Raw genomic sequence first — 17,371 nt, forward strand, 5'->3', positions numbered from 1 at the left:
CATAATTGCACATCCTTATTTTTTCTTTAAACGCGGATAACCGATTAAAATAGCCCCTACTGCACAAACAGCCATTAAAATAGGATAAAACGAATAAAACATAATGCTTACCGTTGAGATACCTGCAACACTCGCCGCAGCTAGTAACTGAGGAGAATAGGGAACAAATCCTTGCCATACACTAGCAAATATATCTAATAAACTTGCAGATTTTCTAGGATCGACTTCATATTGATCTGCTATTTTTTTTGCTAGAGGTCCTGTCATTAAAATCGCAATTGTATTATTAGCAGTCGAGATATCAGTCACACTCACTAAACTTGCAATGCCGAATTCTGCCCCTTTTTTTGAACGAATTCTTTTGGATATAAACGTTAGAAGGAAGTCAATACCTCCAGCATGCTGTATTAATGCTACAAGTCCGCTGATTAATACTGCAATAATAGCTATATCCTCCATACCAGCTATTCCTTTACTCGCCGCTTCTACAAACGATAGAAAACTTAATGAGCCGTTTATCAAACCAATTGCAAAAGATACAATAATGCCTCCTAGCAACACTTTTATTACATCCACTCCAATTATGGCTGCAACCAGCACGATAATGTAAGGAATTATAGAAAGGATTGAATAATCATAGGAGTCTTTAAGTGCATGACTGTTTCCTGCTGTCAAGATCCCTATAATAATTGCTGTTACCACAGCTGCAGGCAACACAATCCAAAAGTTCACCTTGAATTTATCACGCATATCTGTACCTTGTGTTCGAACAGCTGCAATAGTGGTATCTGATATAACTGATAGATTATCGCCGAACATGGCTCCTCCTACCACTGTTGCCATGGTTAATGCTACTGAGATTTCAGTAGCCTCTGCTATCCCCACGCCAATAGGAGATAACGCCACTACAGTCCCCATCGAGGTGCCCATTGACAATGAAATCAAACAGCCAATAATAAATAACCCTACTAATAAAAAATTCTGTGGCAGGTATGTTAATCCTAGATTGACGGTTGATTCCACGGCGCCCATCTCTTTAGCCACACTTGAAAATGCGCCTGCTAAAAGAAAAATTAAAACCATTAGCATGACATCTTTGTTTCCCGCACCTTTTAAAAATACTTCTAGCTTTTTCTCTGTTCCATCTCGGCGATTCATTACAAAAGCAGCTATACAGGCAATTCCAACAGCCATATTAAGTGGCATAGCTGTAAAGTCTTTTGTCAAAAGGCCAGAACCAATGAATAAGAGTATAAAAATAAGAAAAGGCAATAAAGCCCACTTGTTGCCATGATTCATTCTAAAAAATCCTCCACTTTTTAAATACACAAAGTTAATCATACCGAAATGGTTTTACAATGTAAATTTTTATTGTTTTCAGTTTTCCCTTCGCGCTTTTTCCAATAAATATTTACTTCCCTCATAATCATTAAAACATGCAAAAAAGCCGAAATTTCCTTACTTGAGGAAATCCGGCTTAGGATTAGTACACAATAAAACCAAATGTAATGACAAGTAGCAAAACAATTCCGATAAGAATTAATCCAATTACAATGCCTGGCAATACGAGCGTAAAAAATGATCGCCAGTTCGAAAAGCGATGTGCAGTTGCGACACTTCCCACTTGGATGACAAACGTCCAAATAGTGACTATAAAGACCGCTAATGACAGCACAATACTAATAATCGCAGCACCATTTGTTAATGCTTCATCGTTCATATTAAAAAAACTTTGAGGAGCATTAGCCATCCATACTAGCATAAATGGAGCAAGAGTAATATTAGGAATCGATGATAAACTAATTACTTTAAATATATCTTCAAAGCTTCCTTTTCCTTTAAATAATTTCCCTACAAGCCAAATGACGCCTGAAGAAATAATGACGCTGACTGCCCCTATGAATGGTCCCGCTAAAATACAGCCAAGCAACAGTAGCCAAATAGAAAAAGAAGGATATAACTCTTGTCCAGACAAGCCTATCATTGTGCTCGCCATTCCGCCAAGTATGACGTAGAGAATAACATATGTCCAATTCTTATGTTCGATCACATAGCTGGCAGTTTTCTTTGGATGGAGCCATATTGAAAAGAATGGCTGAATTTTATAGTCGTCAGGTTGATTCATAGAAAATAATACTCTCCTTTTTCTTTTTAAAAAGTCTTTATAGTTCATATACCTCTTTTATATTAGGCTAAACTATCCTCCATAACTTTCATATATCTAAGCATTTAATTTCGCGAAAATGCCGCCTTTTTCCATCAATTCAGTAAACGTTCCATCTTCTGCTATACCATCTTTTGTTACTACCATAATACGATTAGCATTCCGAATTGTTGCAAGTCTGTGAGCAATAACGATAGTAGTACGGTTTTTCGCCAATTCCATTAGTGAATCTTGAATAATTTTTTCGGTCTGTGTATCAAGTGCTGAAGTCGCTTCGTCTAGGATTAAAATAGGAGGATTTTTAAGGAACATTCTAGCGATCGCTAAACGTTGCTTTTGCCCGCCTGATAATTTTAATCCCCTCTCGCCAATTTCTGTTTGATAGCCATCTGGCAAACTTTCTATTAGTTCGGAAAGATTTGCTTTTTCTGCAGCATATTGAATTTCTTCAAATGAGGCTCCTAGTTTGCCATATTCAATATTCTCCTGAATGGTACCAGTAAACAAAAATACATCCTGCTGAACTATACCAATTTGTTTGCGCAATGAATGCTTCGTCATATCACGAATATCTATTCCATCAATGGTAATTGAACCACTATTAACATCATAAAAACGTGGGATAAGCGAGCTAATTGTTGTCTTCCCCGCTCCTGAAGGCCCTACAAAAGCCGTCATTTCGCCTGCTTTTAAATCGAAAGATAAATTCTGTAGAATTTCATTTGAATGATCATAACTAAAATCTACATTATTGAAGGAAATAGCACCTTTTAAATGTGGAGCAATTAAAGCATTCGGCTTATCTTGAACTTCGGGATCACGAGCGAGTAAATCTTGAAAGCGTTTAAAGCCCGCCATGCCTTTCGGATACAACTCCAGTAATGCTGTGATTTTATCAATCGGCTTAATTAACACATTTGTATACAAGATAAAGCTAACCAGCTCACCATATGACAATTTGTCATGAAAACTTAGCCATGCTCCTACTACAAGGACTAGTAAAGTCAAGAGCCTCGTCATAAAATAGATACTAGCGTTTGTCGCTCCCATGACTTTATAAGCACTTAATTTAACGAGGCGAAATAATCCATTCTGTTTTTTAAAACGATTTTTTTCATAGGTTTCATTTGTAAACGATTGTACTACTCGAACACCTGAAACGCTATCCTCTACTCGTCCGTTGATTTCAGCTATTTCTCCGTACATACCCGTCCATGCCCTATTCATTTTTACATTAGATACATAAACAAGAACCATTAAAATTGGAACCATTACAAGCACAATCCATGAAAGCGTTGGATTCACGGTAAACATGATCCAAAAAGCGCCAATAAAAGTCATGATAGCGATAAAGAAATCCTCTGGCCCATGATGTGCAAATTCGCCAATATCAAATAAATCATTCGTTATTCGGCTCATGATATGGCCGGTTTTAGTATTATCAAAAAACCGGAAAGACTGCTTTTGAACATGTGTAAACAATTCTTCTCTCATATCAGTTTCAATATTTATACCAAGTTTATGACCAAGATAATTAACAATAAAGTTTAAGATGGTACTCAATAGATACACCAGGAGCAAAAGGCCTCCTACTTTCGTGATCATTCCCCAGTTGTTTGTAGGAAGCAGCGTATCAATAAACTTTTGAACAGCTACAGGAAACGCTAGCTCTAAAATAGCCACTATAATGGCTGAACAAAAATCAATTATAAACAATTTCCTATGTGGTTTGTAGTAACTAAAAAACTGTTTTAGCATATGTATGAAGTCCTTTCTGAAAATTTCGTTATCCTAAATATCATACAGAACTTTTATATAGAAAGCGACCCATTTTACCTAATTTAATTGTCAAGATAGGTTTAAACCTCATATTAGCAAACAGTCTATGGAAAGCTATTATATTTTTTAATGAATAAAGGCTGGCACACTTCAAAATTAATGGTAAACATCTTTTTGCATACAAAAAACCTTCAGAACAATACAGAATGCTCTGAAGGTTAGGTTATGTAATGACCCCTACGGGATTCGAACCCGTGTTACCGCCGTGAAAGGGCGGTGTCTTAACCGCTTGACCAAGGGGCCATTATTGTATGGCGGAGAAGGAGGGATTTGAACCCTCGCGCCGGTTGCCCGACCTACACCCTTAGCAGGGGCGCCTCTTCAGCCACTTGAGTACTTCCCCATATGGCTCCGAAGGCAGGACTCGAACCTGCGACCCTCTGATTAACAGTCAGATGCTACTACCAACTGAGCTACTTCGGAATAGTAAATATGGTGCCGGCGAAAGGAGTCGAACCCTCGACCTACTGATTACAAGTCAGTTGCTCTACCAACTGAGCTACACCGGCATTTGATGGTGGGTCGGGACAGAATCGAACTGCCGACACTTAGAGCTTCAATCTAATGCTCTACCAACTGAGCTACCGACCCATCAAAATAAGAATATATTAAACTAAAAAATGGCGGTCCGGACGGGACTCGAACCCGCGACCTCCTGCGTGACAGGCAGGCATTCTAACCAGCTGAACTACCGGACCATTTGGTTGCGGGGGCAGGATTTGAACCTGCGACCTTCGGGTTATGAGCCCGACGAGCTACCGAACTGCTCCACCCCGCGATAATAGTATAGAATATAATCTTTTCAATCAACAAAGCATAATAACATCTTCCACGCTTCGCTTGCGTCAATGTTAATCGCAACCTTCGTATTGCAATTTGCTCCACCCAGGATAATAATACGAATATGCTTTCGTAAAATACCAAATCATTTGGTTGCGGGGGCAGGATTTGAACCTGCGACCTTCGGGTTATGAGCCCGACGAGCTACCGAACTGCTCCACCCCGCGATAATAATATGAGTATGCTCTTGAGAAAATGGAGGAGGAAGAGGGATTCGAACCCCCGCGCGGTTTGACCCGCCTGTCGGTTTTCAAGACCGATCCCTTCAGCCAGACTTGGGTATTCCTCCAGGGAAATATGGCGGCCGAGGGGATCGAACCCCCGACCTTACGGGTATGAACCGTACGCTCTAGCCAGCTGAGCTAGGCCGCCATAGTATTAAATATTAAAATTGGTGGAGCCTAGCGGGATCGAACCGCTGACCTCCTGCGTGCAAGGCAGGCGCTCTCCCAGCTGAGCTAAGGCCCCAATGTGTATAGAATATAAATGGTCGGGAAGACAGGATTCGAACCTGCGACCCCTTGGTCCCAAACCAAGTGCTCTACCAAGCTGAGCTACTTCCCGGAAATGGTGCGCCCAGCAGAAGTCGAATCCACAACCTTCTGATCCGTAGTCAGACGCTCTATCCAATTGAGCTATGGGCGCTTGTTAGAAATAGAATTTCAAGCTAAAAGCCGAAAATTATGTATGTCCTACTAGTAATCCAGACCATTCTACTATTAAGCGGAAGACGGGGTTCGAACCCGCGACCCCCACCTTGGCAAGGTGATGTTCTACCACTGAACTACTTCCGCGTTAAAGACAAGATTAATTATATACCGACATTTTTATAAATGCAATACTTTTCTTAAAAAAATTATAAACAATCTTGTTTATACCATTTCTTTCAGAAGCACTACCTTAATAAGTCTACAAGCTAAGCTTCAAAAAATCAATATAAATATAAATGGGTTGGATAGCGTAAGACAGTCTATTTTCACACACCGATAACACTACTTTTTTTTTTCAAAATTCGGCCAAGGAAAATCTCCACGATAATATTGTATTTTTAACTTTTCCAAATCGCTGTTCCATTTACAAAGTGCATTGGAATACTTTTTTTGGTCTTCTTCTCTGGATTTAAGTTTAATTCTCTTTGATAACTCTGCTACAGTTACCTCTAAACCGTATTCTTCTACAAAATCATTTAAAGCTTGCCAACGTTGTTCATCTGTCCGACCAGATATTTGATAACCATATTTTCTTAATTCACTAAAGTTTATACCGAATTGTTTAGTTTTCTTCTCCGCAGTTTGAATATTGTACTTCTTAAACATTCTATAATTTTCTACTTCCTTTGCAGTAAAAACTTTCTCAAGGAAATATTGTATAATTTCTCCTTTCAACAAGTCTATATTTTTTTGTTCTTCACTAATGATAGAAATAAATTTGTTTAGCTCTCGTAAAGTTTTGCTTAGCGAATAGTCATGATAACTTTTATATAGCTTCGCAGAAAGTGGTTTATTCTGATCATGATAATAAAGTTTAAACGTTTTATTTTGTTCAAGTTTGCTTAATTTCTTATAATAAATTATGTATAAAAGTAGATTTAGACCTTCTATATCAGAAAAGCGCTTTAAGCTATTAGATTGCACAGTTCTTTCTAAGAAATTTTCTAGCAGCTCAATCCAATTTTTCACTTTGTACATGTGTAAGATTTTTAATTGAGCTTGAGGAGTTGTATTTGAAAAAAGCTCATGATAAAAATCAATATTTTTCTTTAAAAGACTTTTTATTCTTTTGCTTTGATTCACATCTAATAAACTTAAACAATTGGAAAGAACGTCAATAAATTCTTCTATATATAACTTTGAATTTTCATCGTCAATGCCTATTCTAAATAGATGTTCAATTACTTTTTGCTTTTCCCCTAGGGTACATTTTTTATTAAGTAGAACGGTCATGCCATCCGTGAAGTCCATGATTTTATTTTTCGCATCTATTTCCTTTCGTAATTTCTTCCTTTCTTCTAAAAGGTTGTTATTTACCTTCTTGATGATGCCTATTTCTTTTAACAATAGTTCTTTTTCACTTTTCAGCTGCTGAATATACATATTTCGTCCTTGAATTTCATTTTTTAATGCTTCTGTTTCTAATTGGTTCATATTTTCTAACTCATCAAAGAACTCATTAAAATTTTCAGTAATCATCTCTAATGCATGATCTCTAGTAATTATACTAATCCCCCCGCTTCCAACACTCTTAACGAGAACATTCGACATAAAAAAAGAAATCCCTTGTAATTTGAAATAAAAAACATCCGCATTCCTAAAATGCGGATGTTTATATTAAACTTTCTCTATATCAAAGTGTTGAATCCAATCGCTGTAGCTTCCAGTATATAACTGTATGTCTTCATATTCCATTTCCTTTAGCATAGCGAATAACGGGGCAGCAGTGACGCCACTTCCACAATAAACCGTAATCGGTTCTTTCTTAGATACTAATTCCAACAATGATTCATTAGGACAAAGTTTACCATCTTGTAATAATTGCTCCCAATCATAATTTATTGCTCCTGGGATGTGGCCGGCAATTTGATCTATCGGCTCTATCTCTCCTTTATAGCGAGCGTTCGATCGGGCATCAAGCAATGTTCTATCCACATGACCATCTACGATTTCCTTTACTGCTATGCGGTCTGCATATAGGTGTTCCTGCCATTTTAAGTTTAAGCTTGTCTGTTGGACAACAGGCAATTCGTTCGACGTTTTAAAGCCTTCATTAACTAAAGCATTATACCCTTCTTGGACAATCTGTACTTTCTGAAACCCGCCATACTTTAGTAACCACCACGCTCTTGCTGCAAATGGTGTTCCGCCTTGATCATAGACTAGTATAGAATCGTCCATTTGCAATCCACTTCTTTCAAATAGAGCCTGTAGTTTATCTTTCGTTGGCATTGGGTGGCGTCCCGCATGTTGCTCCATGTCTGATAAATCCTTCTCCAAATCCCAGAAAACAGCTTCTCCAATGTGCTGTTTTTGATAAACAGTCGAACCTTCGGCAGAATTCTGGAGATTAAAACGAGCATCAATCCATTTATATTTTCCTTGAGAGTCAAGAGGAATATCCTTTACTGAAAGAAAAACTTCACCCATCACTTCTCCACCCCATTCATTAGTGTGTTGTAAATGTGTTTCCATTCTTCAAGCTTCGTACCTTCATGAAGCAACGTTTTTTCAATATCAATTTGGTTAATAGCTTGTCTCGAGATGTGTAGACGCAATTCTTCAGCAAGTTTTCCAATAATGTCTTCAAGCCATTTTTTCATGCGTGCTGATTGTTCATCTAAATACTTTTTGGCATCTGGTTTAGTTAGCTCTTCAAGTGCTTCACGCAACTTCAAATTATCGCCTTTTTCAAAAAAGGACTTATTATTTTTAAAATATTTATTAACGGATTCATATGGTTTGCTATCAGAAAAAGGACCAACGAATTCTAAAATATTAGGTTCTTCTGCCTCAAATGGCATAAATGAAAAACTAGCATTAATGTCTTTGAGCTGTTTCATATCATCTTGGTCTCGTTCGTGAATTTTTTTCATGATAAATTTCGCAATTCTAAAGTTAGTAACACGCATTTCTTGTTCAAAATCAAACCCTAAACTTGCTAGGACTTCTTTCAAAGCAATGGCCAATGCAACTGAAGATGATTTTGATGCGAAGGTTGTAGGGTTATAGCCTTCTTTAAAGAAATCCGGGTATCGATAGTAAACTCGCTGTAATACAAAGTAGAGCAGTTCATCCAGTTCCTGTTTTGTATCTTTTGTTATCGTTTGAGCTGCAGAGTGGATATATCTTGTGTGGATATACTGTTCTAACTTAGCTAGTTCAGCAAGACGTTCATCTTTTCGCTTCATATTGTCTTCAGTTTGCTGAATCAATATCCGAAGTCTTTCTTGGGCTTTTTCCGTTTCTTCAGCTAGTGCTTGAACTGCTAGTGCTGTCAATTCTTCTGATAAGAAATGATGGAAATTCTCTTCAAACAATGGCAAACCAGAATGTAAATCCTGACTTTCTAATTTTTCTTGCAATGCTAATAAACTCGAAACACCAAATAGTCTTGGATGGCGAATGCCGAAACGTTGGAGTTCTTGTTTCACATAATCTTTTACGTCTTCTGCTTCCTCTGCATCCTTTGCAAGATCAATTGCATTAACGATAAAGAACATCTTATCTAGTTCAAATGCATCCTTCACGCGACCAAGTTGAATTAAAAATTCTCGATCGGCTTTTGCAAATGCGTGATTGTAATACGTGATAAATAATATAGCATCCGCATTACGAATATACTCAAACGCAACCCCCGTATGCCGTGCATTTATAGAGTCTGCTCCCGGTGTATCTACTAATGTCACACCTAAACGGGTTAATTCACAATCGTAATAGAAATCAATACTATCGACAAAGCAGCTTCTGCTTTCTTCGGCTACGAACTTTTCAAACTCTTCGCGGTTTGTCCTGATAGTATTGCCCAATTTTTCTTTAAATGTAGGGTAGCCTTCTTTGAAGGCACGCACAAAGGATTTATGAACATGCAGTCTTTCATCGTCGAGTGGTTTAGCCAAAGCCTCTTCTGCCCGCTCATATGCTTCATTTAGCGAACGAATCGTAATACCAATTGCTTCATAACTTGCAATAATGTCATTTTCTAATTGTCCAATAGTCTTTAAGTGGACATCTGCCGTTTCATGCGGATGGCCTTCTGAAATAGGACGAATTTTATTAATAGCAGCTGTCGTAGGATTTGGTGACACTGGCAGCACTTTTTGCCCCATCAATGCGTTTGAAAAAGAAGATTTCCCTGCACTAAATGCTCCAAAAAGTGCAATTGTAAAGTCTTTTTGCTTTAAGCGGTTCACTTTATTTTTTAAATAATTTGCAACCTCTGAAAATCCTTGAATTGGTTCAATAGCGCTTGCTGTCCTTACAGCGTTTTGAAGAGCAGTTGTCGAGTGTATAGATGGAGATGAAATTTTATCCTCCAATTCCTCTTCTTGATCCTGCTCCTCTTTTTTTACGAGCATAGATGGATCAAACGGCCGGATATTGCCCATTGCCTTTTCATGTTCTTGCTCCCACTCAGATACACATTGATCTGCTTCAGGATTCATTGTCTGAATCGAGACCGTTTTTTGGATAGCAAAATATTTTTCCTGTTCTTCAATTGCTTTTGCGCCATCAATTACTTCTACTTTGTTTTTCAAGACTGCACATTTTTTCTTTAAGGGCTCAACTGTCGTAAAGGACAACTCTTCTATATAAGCGCTTTTTTCAAACTTCCATTGATCCGTGTCTTGCTTATACCACCTCTTTGTGGCACTTGCTACACGATTGGCAAAGTTTAAAAGCGCATCCCCTGTAATACCAGAATCAAGTTTCACTTGTTCTTCAATTACGGAAAATGGTGGCTGCAAATCAAAATCATCGATTTCATGAGAAAAATCATCGGTTAAAGCATTAACTAATTTCAATGAGCTCTTCATTAAAGAACGCATATGACCAGAAATTTGGGAGAACGCTATTTCTTTATAAAGTGAATACAGAGATTCCTTGCGCTGATCCTTTTCTGCTTGCGTTTTTTTACCAGAAAAAAGCATACCAACTTTGAAATCTGGCTGTACACTTTCCAAATAATATTTCAATTTTTCTCGTAATTCGAAAGGCATTATAGCAGCATTTTCTAATAATTCATCACGGCTGTGATCAAAATTCTTTTGCCAATTTGATGCTGAATACAATTTCAACTGTTGAAGTACAACTTCAAAGTCTGCTGTAATCTCTTCGTTATTTTCCCACTCTTCTTGCGATAAAATGGCTTCATTATTTTCTAATAGCTGTTTTTTATTAGTTTCTAAATATTGTGCATGTTCTATTTGAAGCTGCTCAAGGGCTGTCTTACCTCCAGCAATTAAATGATCTTGCCAACCTTCCATACTATTCATGACTATTTCTTTTACTTTATTATAATCATTGTAAGGAAGATTAAAGTCTCTTAATGAGGTAAAGTAAATCCCTTTGGGTTCTACGCCCCAATTTGAGAACGATTGATACACCGAATCGGAAAATTCCTGAAAGGTTAGTTCACTCTCCTTATGTTTATCAATTTGGTTCACAATAAGATAAACATTAGGATTATGCTTCATTAAATTCTTTGTAAATTGGAAGTTTAATTCTGATTGGACATGATTATAGTCCATTACATAAAAAACAATATCAGCCAAATGCAGCGTTGTTTCCGTAGATAAACGATGCGCATCATCAGTCGAATCCACACCTGGTGTATCCATTACTGTTATGCCTTTTGGCAAAACAGAATCTTTATGGCCAATTTCAATTTGAGAAACCAAGGCACCGTTCTTAGCGAATTCTTTTACTGTTTTAATATCATATCCGTCATCAAATTTGATAGGATCTTGATCTACTAGGTATGCAATGGCATAGTTCTCATCCGATTTATGTACTTTTACAACGTTTGCGCTTGTTGGTATAGGAGAAGAAGGAAGGAGATCATCCCCTGTCAGCGCATTAATCATAGTAGATTTACCTGCAGAGAAATGACCTGCAAAGGCAATCATATATTCTTTATTAATTAGCTTTTCAGCAAATAATTTCGTTTTTTGAAGCCTTTCCTGGTCTTCGTTATGTTGATAGATTAAATATTGCATTGCAGTCTGTTTTAGCAGCAGATGTAGTTGTTCTTCAAAATGACTCATGAAAATCATTTCCTCCTTTTTTGCCTTAACGCTATTTTACCATGCCTATAATAAAAAAATCCTTCTATTATTAGAAGGATTGAAAAAATTATTTTAAATGCGTAGAGGTTTGATTAAAAATATATTTGCCTATTGCCCCATAAATAATAAGTGTTGCACCAATGAATGCATAAACCATCTGAAACGCTCCTTTTAAAGAAAATAATCAGTGAATATGAAAATCATTCTCATTTGTTAATTTCATCATAATAAAAAAACTATGTGACGTCAACAACTATTCAATTCTTTTGCTGCGTGATACTATATTAAAAAGGTCATAACATAAGGAGTTCTCAATGAGCACATCGATACAAGTACAAACTATACTCAATAGCATGATTCAATCACTTAAAACTGTATTACCGAACGACGTCCATGTCTCAGCTCCATCCATTTCTAAAGAACCTTACGAACAATCCGAAATCGGAGTTTTAATCGGCATGGTGGGAGATTTAAAGGGAAGAATCATTATAGATTCCTCTCCAGAAACTTTCAGTACTATTAGTGAAGCCATGTTCGGAATGAAGCTTGAAGGTGAAATGCTGGAATCTTTTACAGGAGAGTTTGGCAATATGATTGCTGGCAATCTTTGTACATATGTTGCTGCACAACAATTAGTATTAGATATTACACCACCAACTGTTATGGTGGGCCATACAAAACTGCTTGGCTATAATCAAGCAATCATACTCCCTGTTGAAATAGATGCCATCGGAAAGTTAACCATATTGCTAGCGATGGATCCGAGTTAGAAAAAAGAAGCTTTTTTCAAAGCTTCTTTTTTTATATCCAGATTACTCATAGTTTGTTAAAGACAAATCTAGGAGTTTTTAATCACTCTCCAAAGGTGCTCCCATTCAACCCCCCTCCTCATATCACTATTCTTCCTAGATTTTTATCATCTCAGCTAGTTAACCTTCTAAAACACACATTCCTATTCACACTTCTTTCACACTTTTTGTAAGAAGGTGTGATTTTTATCACATCTAAACCTATATTTTTTTTATATCATTTACTCAAACAATAAAACAAAACTTTATTCAGAGAAGCCTTCTTTCTTCGGTTAGTCACAGCCCACTCTTAGGGATGAAGTGAAAACTTAATTCATCTCGTTCTAGATTATTTATTTAAGAAGCTCCTCTCTTGCAAACTTTTGCAGAATAAATGTTTTGATTTAATTGAAAGGAGCGATTTCGATGGCACCCAAGAAACATGAAGAAGAAGAAAACCTAAAAGGAACACTCTATTTAGTATTTGCGTTAGGCGCTTTTATAGTAATTACGTGGGCTGCATGCTTTGGCCTATTTTTAGAACGTTTTTAAATAAAGGAAAGAAGGGAAAAAAATGCATCTGCATAAATATGAAAAGTATTGGCTTTTATTTGGTGGCGGATCTTTAATCGTATTTTTATTAATTACAGGAATCATGGCATTTCATAACGGCAGTCATCCACCAAGTGCCAAAAACACAATAAATCATGAAAAGGTAGATCAAATTGCACCATTTAACAAACCTGGTATTCACAAAGTTTCCGGTAAAGATTGGGATTATGAAATAGTAGTTCTCGCTTCTGCCTTTTACTATAACCCACCAGAACTAGAAGTACCTGTAGGATCTAAGGTTAAGTTTATAGCTACTTCTAAAGATGTTGTACATGGCTTTGAAATATCCGGTACGAATGTCAACATGATGTTAGAACCTGGCTATGTTTCTGAATATGTGACAACAGTCGATAAAGCTGGCGAGTATTTAATTGTATGTAACGAATATTGCGGAGTTGGCCATGCGCAAATGCATTCTATGCTTAAGGTGGTGGATAAAAAATGAGTCAAACAGTCATCGATCAATCAAAAGTCAAAAATGATAGTCTAACCGTTGCAAGTAAGGTTAATAGAAAAACAGCTGAGCTTCTTAAAGTAAATCCTAAAGATGCTAAACTTTCTATGGCTCATATTTATGTTGCATTCATAGCTCTATTCTTGGGTGGAACTGCAGGTCTATTGCAAGTTTTAGTTCGTTCAGGGCATTTTGAATTACCCTTTGGCATTGGCTATTATCAAGTTTTAACTGTACATGGTGTTTTGCTAGGTTTAATACTTACTACATTCTTTATCTATGGTTTTCAAATTGCAGCTGTTAGCCGTACATCTGGTACCCTATCAAATAAACAAAGATTACTAGGTTGGATTGGATTTTGGGTCATGACAGCAGGTACTGCAATGGCAGCTGCGATGGTTCTTTTAAATGAAGCATCTGTTCTCTATACTTTCTATGCCCCATTACAAGCACACTGGATTTACTATTTAGGCCTAACACTTGTTATTGTTGGTTCTTGGATCGGAGGACTTGCACAAGCAATGCGTTGGATACAATGGCGCAAAGAAAATCCAAAACAAACTTCACCTTTACTTTCATTCATGGTCGTTTGCAATAACTTAATGTGGTTTGTTGCAACTCTCGGGGTAGCTGCTGAAGTATTATTCCAATTGTTACCTTGGTCACTTGGCCTAGTAGAACGAGTTGATATTCTTTTATCACGTACTTTATTCTGGTATTTCGGGCATGCACTTGTGTATTTCTGGTTATTACCAGCTTACATGGTATGGTATACCATCATTCCAAAAATTATTGGCGGGAAAATTTTCTCAGATTCTCTTGCTCGCCTTGCATTTATCTTATTCGTATTATTCTCTATCCCAGTCGGAGTTCATCACCAATTGACTGAACCTGGTATTGACCCATCTTGGAAATATGTTCAAGTAGTTCTAACTATGATGGTATCTATTCCTTCTTTATTGACAGCATTTTCAATGTTTGCAACGTTTGAATTAGCCGGACGTTCAAAAGGTGCTAAAGGACTGTTTGGTTGGCTAAAAAAATTACCTTGGGGAGATGCAAGATTCTTCGCTCCGTTTATGGGTATGTTAATCTTTATCCCAGCAGGCGCTGGTGGTATTGTCAATGCATCTAACCAAATGAACCAACTTATCCATAATACCATTTGGGTAACAGGACATTTCCACTTAACAGTGGCAACTACCGTTATTCTAACATTTTTCGGTGCGGCTTATTGGCTGGTTCCTCACTTAAGAGGAAGAGTGTTTACAAAAGAGTTAAATCGCCTTGGTATTATCCAAACAATCGTTTGGGTTGTTGGTATGGCCATTATGTCTAGCTCCATGCATATTGAAGGTTTACTGGGTGCACCTCGCCGTTCTGCTTTCTCTGATTATGGCGGTGCAGAAATTGCTAAGACATGGGCATCTTACCAAGTTGCTCAAGCTGTTGGTGGCACATTATTGTTCATTGGTATTATCATCTTCTTGTATATCTTTGTAAAACTTTGCTGGTTTGCACCTAAAGGTGAAGAAGAATTCCCAATCGCTGAAATTTCTCCACAAGCAGAGAAAACACCTGCTATTTTGGAAAATTTCAAAGTATGGCTTGTAATTCTAGCAGCATTAATATTGATTGCTTACACATTCCCTATCTATGATATTATACAAAATGCTCCACTAGGTTCTAAAGGCTATAAGCTTTGGTAATCTAGCAAATAAAAAACGTTCTATTTCTTAATTGAAATAGAACGTTTTTTTCCTGTATATGTATCTACGATATATTTCCCGCTTGAATCATAATTACACACATATCATCAGGTTGATCAATTTGCAGTTCTTTAGGTAATACATACTCAATAGGTTCCTGCATTTGAATATTATCAAACTTCTGGTTAATCACTAATTTCTTCAATTCTTCTAGCCCATCATGATTGATATCATCTAATGCTTCCATTACCCCATCCGTATAAATAAGAACTTGAATTTTTTCTTTAAATTCAATGGTTGTTTTTTTCACTTTCATTTCTCTAAACAATCCTACAGGGCAGCAATTGGTCGATAAGGTAATAATTCTTTGATCTTCGACTAATAAAAACCCAGGTGGATGGCCAGCATTCACATATTCAATAGTATTATTCTTCGTATCAATAACTAAATATATGGCAGTAAAATAATAATGGAACGTATTTTTTTCTTGATTCAGTATATTCATCCATCTATTTAGTTCTTCAATTAGTGCCACAGGGTCGGGGTTTTTGCGAATAGCATCTCGTAATGCAGAAGATATATACATACACACTAAAGATGATGTAATGCCGTGGCCCATTACATCCAATAAGATTACACCATATCGATCTTCATCTATCTTTTGCCAATAGTACATATCTCCGGCTAATTGATTTGCAGGCAAATAGGATGCATTGACATTAAATCTTTCTTCTATTAAAGGTTTGCTAAGAAGCCCTCTTTGCACTTGCATGGATAATTCAAGTTCATCTTGTATTTTCTTTTCATGTTTTTTATGCCAATCTTTTTCGTATTTTAATCGAAGGCCTACACGAATTCTGGCTAGCAAATCTGTTTTGTTAATTGGTTTGGTAATATAGTCAATGCCGCCGACATCTAACGCTTCGGCAACTTTTTTTGAATCTTCAATAGCTGTCACAAAAATAATTGGTATATCTTTAAACTTAGGGTTATCTTGTAGTATCTTACATGCTTCAATTCCGTCCATTTCAGGCATCATAATATCCAGAAGAATCAAATCAACAGATGTGTTTGTTGATTCTTTTACTTCTGTTTCTAAATAATCGAACATGGCTTTGGCAGATGTAAGAGAGGAATAGTCTGTATAACCTGCACGTTTAAGTATATTCTCTATTAAAAAGAGATTGATTTGATTATCATCTACTATTAATATTGTCATTCTTCTCCCCCTTACTGATAATGTAATACCCTAATAGTAGAAAATTAAACATCATTAAATAAAAAAATGTAAAGCATCACTCTAAATAAAACAAGGAAAGGAAATGCATAAGCATCTCCTTCTGTTAGATCTTTCTGTATATATTCTCTTTAGCTGAAATAACAGCATATTTATCTGAAAACTGAGTTGACCGCAGAGACTCCTTGCTACCAATTCCCATAAAGCCCCCTTTACAGAGGCTTTCATAGAATAATTGGTTCACACTTAGTTGAAGATCACTTGTAAAATAAATCATAACATTTCTGCAAATTATGATATGAAATTCGTTAAATGACCCATCTGTTACTAAATTATGTTGAAAGAAAACAATGTTTTTTCTTAGATTTTCGTCTAAATAAGCATAATCATAATCTGTAGTATAGTATTTAGAAAACTCATGTTTCCCACCAGCATTTAAATAATTCCGAGTATAGGTTTGCATGCGGTTCAACGGAAGAATGCCTTTTTTTGCAGTAGATAAAACTTTCTCACTTATATCCGTCGCATAGATTTTTGCTCGATCGTAAAGGCCTTCTTCTTCTAATAAGATAGCCATGGAAAAGGCTTCTTCGCCTGTTGAACAGCCTGCATGCCAAATCCTGATTTCAGGAAGGTTTCTCAAATGCGGAATTACCTGTAAACGAAACGCTTCAAAAAACTCAGGATCTCGAAACATTTCTGTTACATTGATGGAGAAATCATCAATTAATTTTTCTACAAACCCTTTTTCATATAAAACCTTTTCGATTAAATAACTAATCGTCCTTACATTTTCTATGCGAGCTCGATTCTCTATTCTTCGCTTAATAGATGAGCGCATATAATCACGGTAATCAAAACCCGAAACATCAAAAATCGCCTGCAACAGTAACTTTATTTCAATTTCTTCTCTTTCTTCTTGTGTAATAGAATCTTTCATAGTTTTCACC

At 36.7% G+C, this 17,371-nt stretch carries 12 protein-coding genes and 14 tRNA genes; 4 read left to right on the forward strand and 22 right to left on the reverse strand.

Features of this window, described 5'->3' with window-relative positions:
* Nucleotides 1-15: 15 nt before the first annotated feature.
* The 20 genes from M2M59_RS09855 to M2M59_RS09950 all read right to left on the reverse strand — a co-directional run bounded on the left by M2M59_RS09855 (nt 16) and on the right by M2M59_RS09950 (nt 11,600).
* The gene (locus M2M59_RS09855) at nt 16-1,299 is read right to left on the reverse strand and encodes a Na+/H+ antiporter NhaC family protein (RefSeq protein WP_249774483.1); all 1,284 of its coding nucleotides are present in this window, start codon (nt 1,297-1,299) and stop codon (nt 16-18) included.
* Between the two features lie 184 nt (nt 1,300-1,483).
* Nucleotides 1,484-2,125, reverse strand: coding sequence for a Yip1 family protein (locus M2M59_RS09860; protein WP_184117459.1), 642 nt, complete (start codon nt 2,123-2,125; stop codon nt 1,484-1,486).
* A 96-nt stretch (nt 2,126-2,221) separates the two neighbouring features.
* Nucleotides 2,222-3,922 (reverse strand): ABC transporter ATP-binding protein, encoded by a 1,701-nt coding sequence (locus tag M2M59_RS09865; RefSeq protein WP_249774484.1) that lies wholly within the window; start codon nt 3,920-3,922, stop codon nt 2,222-2,224.
* A gap of 252 nt (nt 3,923-4,174) precedes the next feature.
* Nucleotides 4,175-4,246, reverse strand: a tRNA-Glu gene (locus M2M59_RS09870).
* 9 nt (nt 4,247-4,255) lie between these two features.
* Nucleotides 4,256-4,346: transfer RNA gene (locus M2M59_RS09875), tRNA-Ser, on the reverse strand.
* A 3-nt stretch (nt 4,347-4,349) separates the two neighbouring features.
* Nucleotides 4,350-4,426: transfer RNA gene (locus M2M59_RS09880), tRNA-Asn, on the reverse strand.
* Nucleotides 4,427-4,436: 10 nt separating this feature from the next.
* Nucleotides 4,437-4,512, reverse strand: a tRNA-Thr gene (locus M2M59_RS09885).
* Between the two features lie 6 nt (nt 4,513-4,518).
* A tRNA-Phe gene (locus M2M59_RS09890) sits at nt 4,519-4,594 on the reverse strand.
* 30 nt (nt 4,595-4,624) lie between these two features.
* Nucleotides 4,625-4,701 (reverse strand) — tRNA-Asp (locus tag M2M59_RS09895).
* Between the two features lie 3 nt (nt 4,702-4,704).
* A tRNA-Met gene (locus M2M59_RS09900) sits at nt 4,705-4,781 on the reverse strand.
* 152 nt (nt 4,782-4,933) lie between these two features.
* Nucleotides 4,934-5,010 (reverse strand) — tRNA-Met (locus tag M2M59_RS09905).
* Nucleotides 5,011-5,039: 29 nt separating this feature from the next.
* Nucleotides 5,040-5,132, reverse strand: a tRNA-Ser gene (locus tag M2M59_RS09910).
* Nucleotides 5,133-5,141: 9 nt separating this feature from the next.
* Nucleotides 5,142-5,215 (reverse strand) — tRNA-Met (locus tag M2M59_RS09915).
* 20 nt (nt 5,216-5,235) lie between these two features.
* Nucleotides 5,236-5,311, reverse strand: a tRNA-Ala gene (locus tag M2M59_RS09920).
* A gap of 19 nt (nt 5,312-5,330) precedes the next feature.
* A tRNA-Pro gene (locus tag M2M59_RS09925) sits at nt 5,331-5,407 on the reverse strand.
* 4 nt (nt 5,408-5,411) lie between these two features.
* Nucleotides 5,412-5,488, reverse strand: a tRNA-Arg gene (locus M2M59_RS09930).
* Nucleotides 5,489-5,565: 77 nt separating this feature from the next.
* Nucleotides 5,566-5,637 (reverse strand) — tRNA-Gly (locus M2M59_RS09935).
* Between the two features lie 198 nt (nt 5,638-5,835).
* A complete protein-coding gene (locus M2M59_RS09940; protein WP_249774485.1) occupies nt 5,836-7,104 on the reverse strand; it encodes a hypothetical protein in 1,269 nt (422 codons plus the stop codon).
* 66 nt (nt 7,105-7,170) lie between these two features.
* On the reverse strand, nt 7,171-8,028 hold the full coding sequence (locus M2M59_RS09945; protein WP_249774486.1) for a sulfurtransferase: 858 nt from the start codon (nt 8,026-8,028) through the stop codon (nt 7,171-7,173).
* Nucleotides 7,983-11,600 (reverse strand): dynamin family protein, encoded by a 3,618-nt coding sequence (locus M2M59_RS09950; protein WP_249774487.1) that lies wholly within the window; start codon nt 11,598-11,600, stop codon nt 7,983-7,985. Before M2M59_RS09950 ends, M2M59_RS09945 begins: the two co-directional genes overlap by 46 nt.
* Nucleotides 11,601-11,935: 335 nt before the next feature.
* Between M2M59_RS09950 and M2M59_RS09955 the strand changes: the two genes are divergently transcribed.
* The 4 genes from M2M59_RS09955 (at nt 11,936) to M2M59_RS09970 (ending at nt 15,184) form a co-directional block, all read left to right on the forward strand.
* A complete protein-coding gene (locus M2M59_RS09955) occupies nt 11,936-12,391 on the forward strand; it encodes a chemotaxis protein CheX (protein ID WP_147195737.1) in 456 nt (151 codons plus the stop codon).
* A 444-nt stretch (nt 12,392-12,835) separates the two neighbouring features.
* Nucleotides 12,836-12,961 (forward strand): cytochrome c oxidase subunit 2A, encoded by a 126-nt coding sequence (locus M2M59_RS09960; protein ID WP_147195739.1) that lies wholly within the window; start codon nt 12,836-12,838, stop codon nt 12,959-12,961.
* Between the two features lie 22 nt (nt 12,962-12,983).
* Nucleotides 12,984-13,466, forward strand: a complete 483-nt coding sequence (locus tag M2M59_RS09965; RefSeq protein ID WP_249774488.1) for a cytochrome c oxidase subunit II — start codon at nt 12,984-12,986, stop codon at nt 13,464-13,466.
* Nucleotides 13,467-13,582: 116 nt separating this feature from the next.
* Nucleotides 13,583-15,184, forward strand: coding sequence for a b(o/a)3-type cytochrome-c oxidase subunit 1 (locus M2M59_RS09970; protein WP_249776003.1), 1,602 nt, complete (start codon nt 13,583-13,585; stop codon nt 15,182-15,184).
* A 64-nt stretch (nt 15,185-15,248) separates the two neighbouring features.
* On the opposite strand, the gene M2M59_RS09975 is transcribed toward M2M59_RS09970, so the two are convergent.
* On the reverse strand, nt 15,249-16,403 hold the full coding sequence (locus tag M2M59_RS09975) for a fused response regulator/phosphatase (protein ID WP_147195743.1): 1,155 nt from the start codon (nt 16,401-16,403) through the stop codon (nt 15,249-15,251).
* Nucleotides 16,404-16,527: 124 nt separating this feature from the next.
* Nucleotides 16,528-17,361: a CheR family methyltransferase gene (locus M2M59_RS09980; protein ID WP_249774489.1), complete on the reverse strand. Its 834-nt coding sequence runs from the start codon at nt 17,359-17,361 to the stop codon at nt 16,528-16,530.
* Between the last annotated feature and the right edge of the window lie 10 nt (nt 17,362-17,371).

Origin of the sequence: Rummeliibacillus sp. G93, from assembly GCF_023515935.1 — a bacterium.
Taxonomy (GTDB): Bacteria; Bacillota; Bacilli; order Bacillales_A; family Planococcaceae; genus Rummeliibacillus; species Rummeliibacillus stabekisii.

Bases quoted from the DNA above. Each gene is read 5' to 3' on its own strand.
- M2M59_RS09960 (WP_147195739.1), top strand. From the start codon at position 12,836: ATGGCACCCAAGAAACATGAAGAAGAAGAAAACCTAAAAGGAACACTC.
- M2M59_RS09860 (WP_184117459.1), bottom strand. From the start codon at position 2,125: ATGAATCAACCTGACGACTATAAAATTCAGCCATTCTTTTCAATATGG.
- M2M59_RS09945 (WP_249774486.1), bottom strand. From the start codon at position 8,028: ATGGAAACACATTTACAACACACTAATGAATGGGGTGGAGAAGTGATG.
- M2M59_RS09855 (WP_249774483.1), bottom strand. From the start codon at position 1,299: ATGAATCATGGCAACAAGTGGGCTTTATTGCCTTTTCTTATTTTTATA.
- M2M59_RS09980 (WP_249774489.1), bottom strand. From the start codon at position 17,361: ATGAAAGATTCTATTACACAAGAAGAAAGAGAAGAAATTGAAATAAAG.
- M2M59_RS09955 (WP_147195737.1), top strand. From the start codon at position 11,936: ATGAGCACATCGATACAAGTACAAACTATACTCAATAGCATGATTCAA.
- M2M59_RS09970 (WP_249776003.1), top strand. From the start codon at position 13,583: ATGGCTCATATTTATGTTGCATTCATAGCTCTATTCTTGGGTGGAACT.
- M2M59_RS09865 (WP_249774484.1), bottom strand. From the start codon at position 3,922: ATGCTAAAACAGTTTTTTAGTTACTACAAACCACATAGGAAATTGTTT.
- M2M59_RS09950 (WP_249774487.1), bottom strand. From the start codon at position 11,600: ATGAGTCATTTTGAAGAACAACTACATCTGCTGCTAAAACAGACTGCA.
- M2M59_RS09965 (WP_249774488.1), top strand. From the start codon at position 12,984: ATGCATCTGCATAAATATGAAAAGTATTGGCTTTTATTTGGTGGCGGA.
- M2M59_RS09975 (WP_147195743.1), bottom strand. From the start codon at position 16,403: ATGACAATATTAATAGTAGATGATAATCAAATCAATCTCTTTTTAATA.
- M2M59_RS09940 (WP_249774485.1), bottom strand. From the start codon at position 7,104: ATGTCGAATGTTCTCGTTAAGAGTGTTGGAAGCGGGGGGATTAGTATA.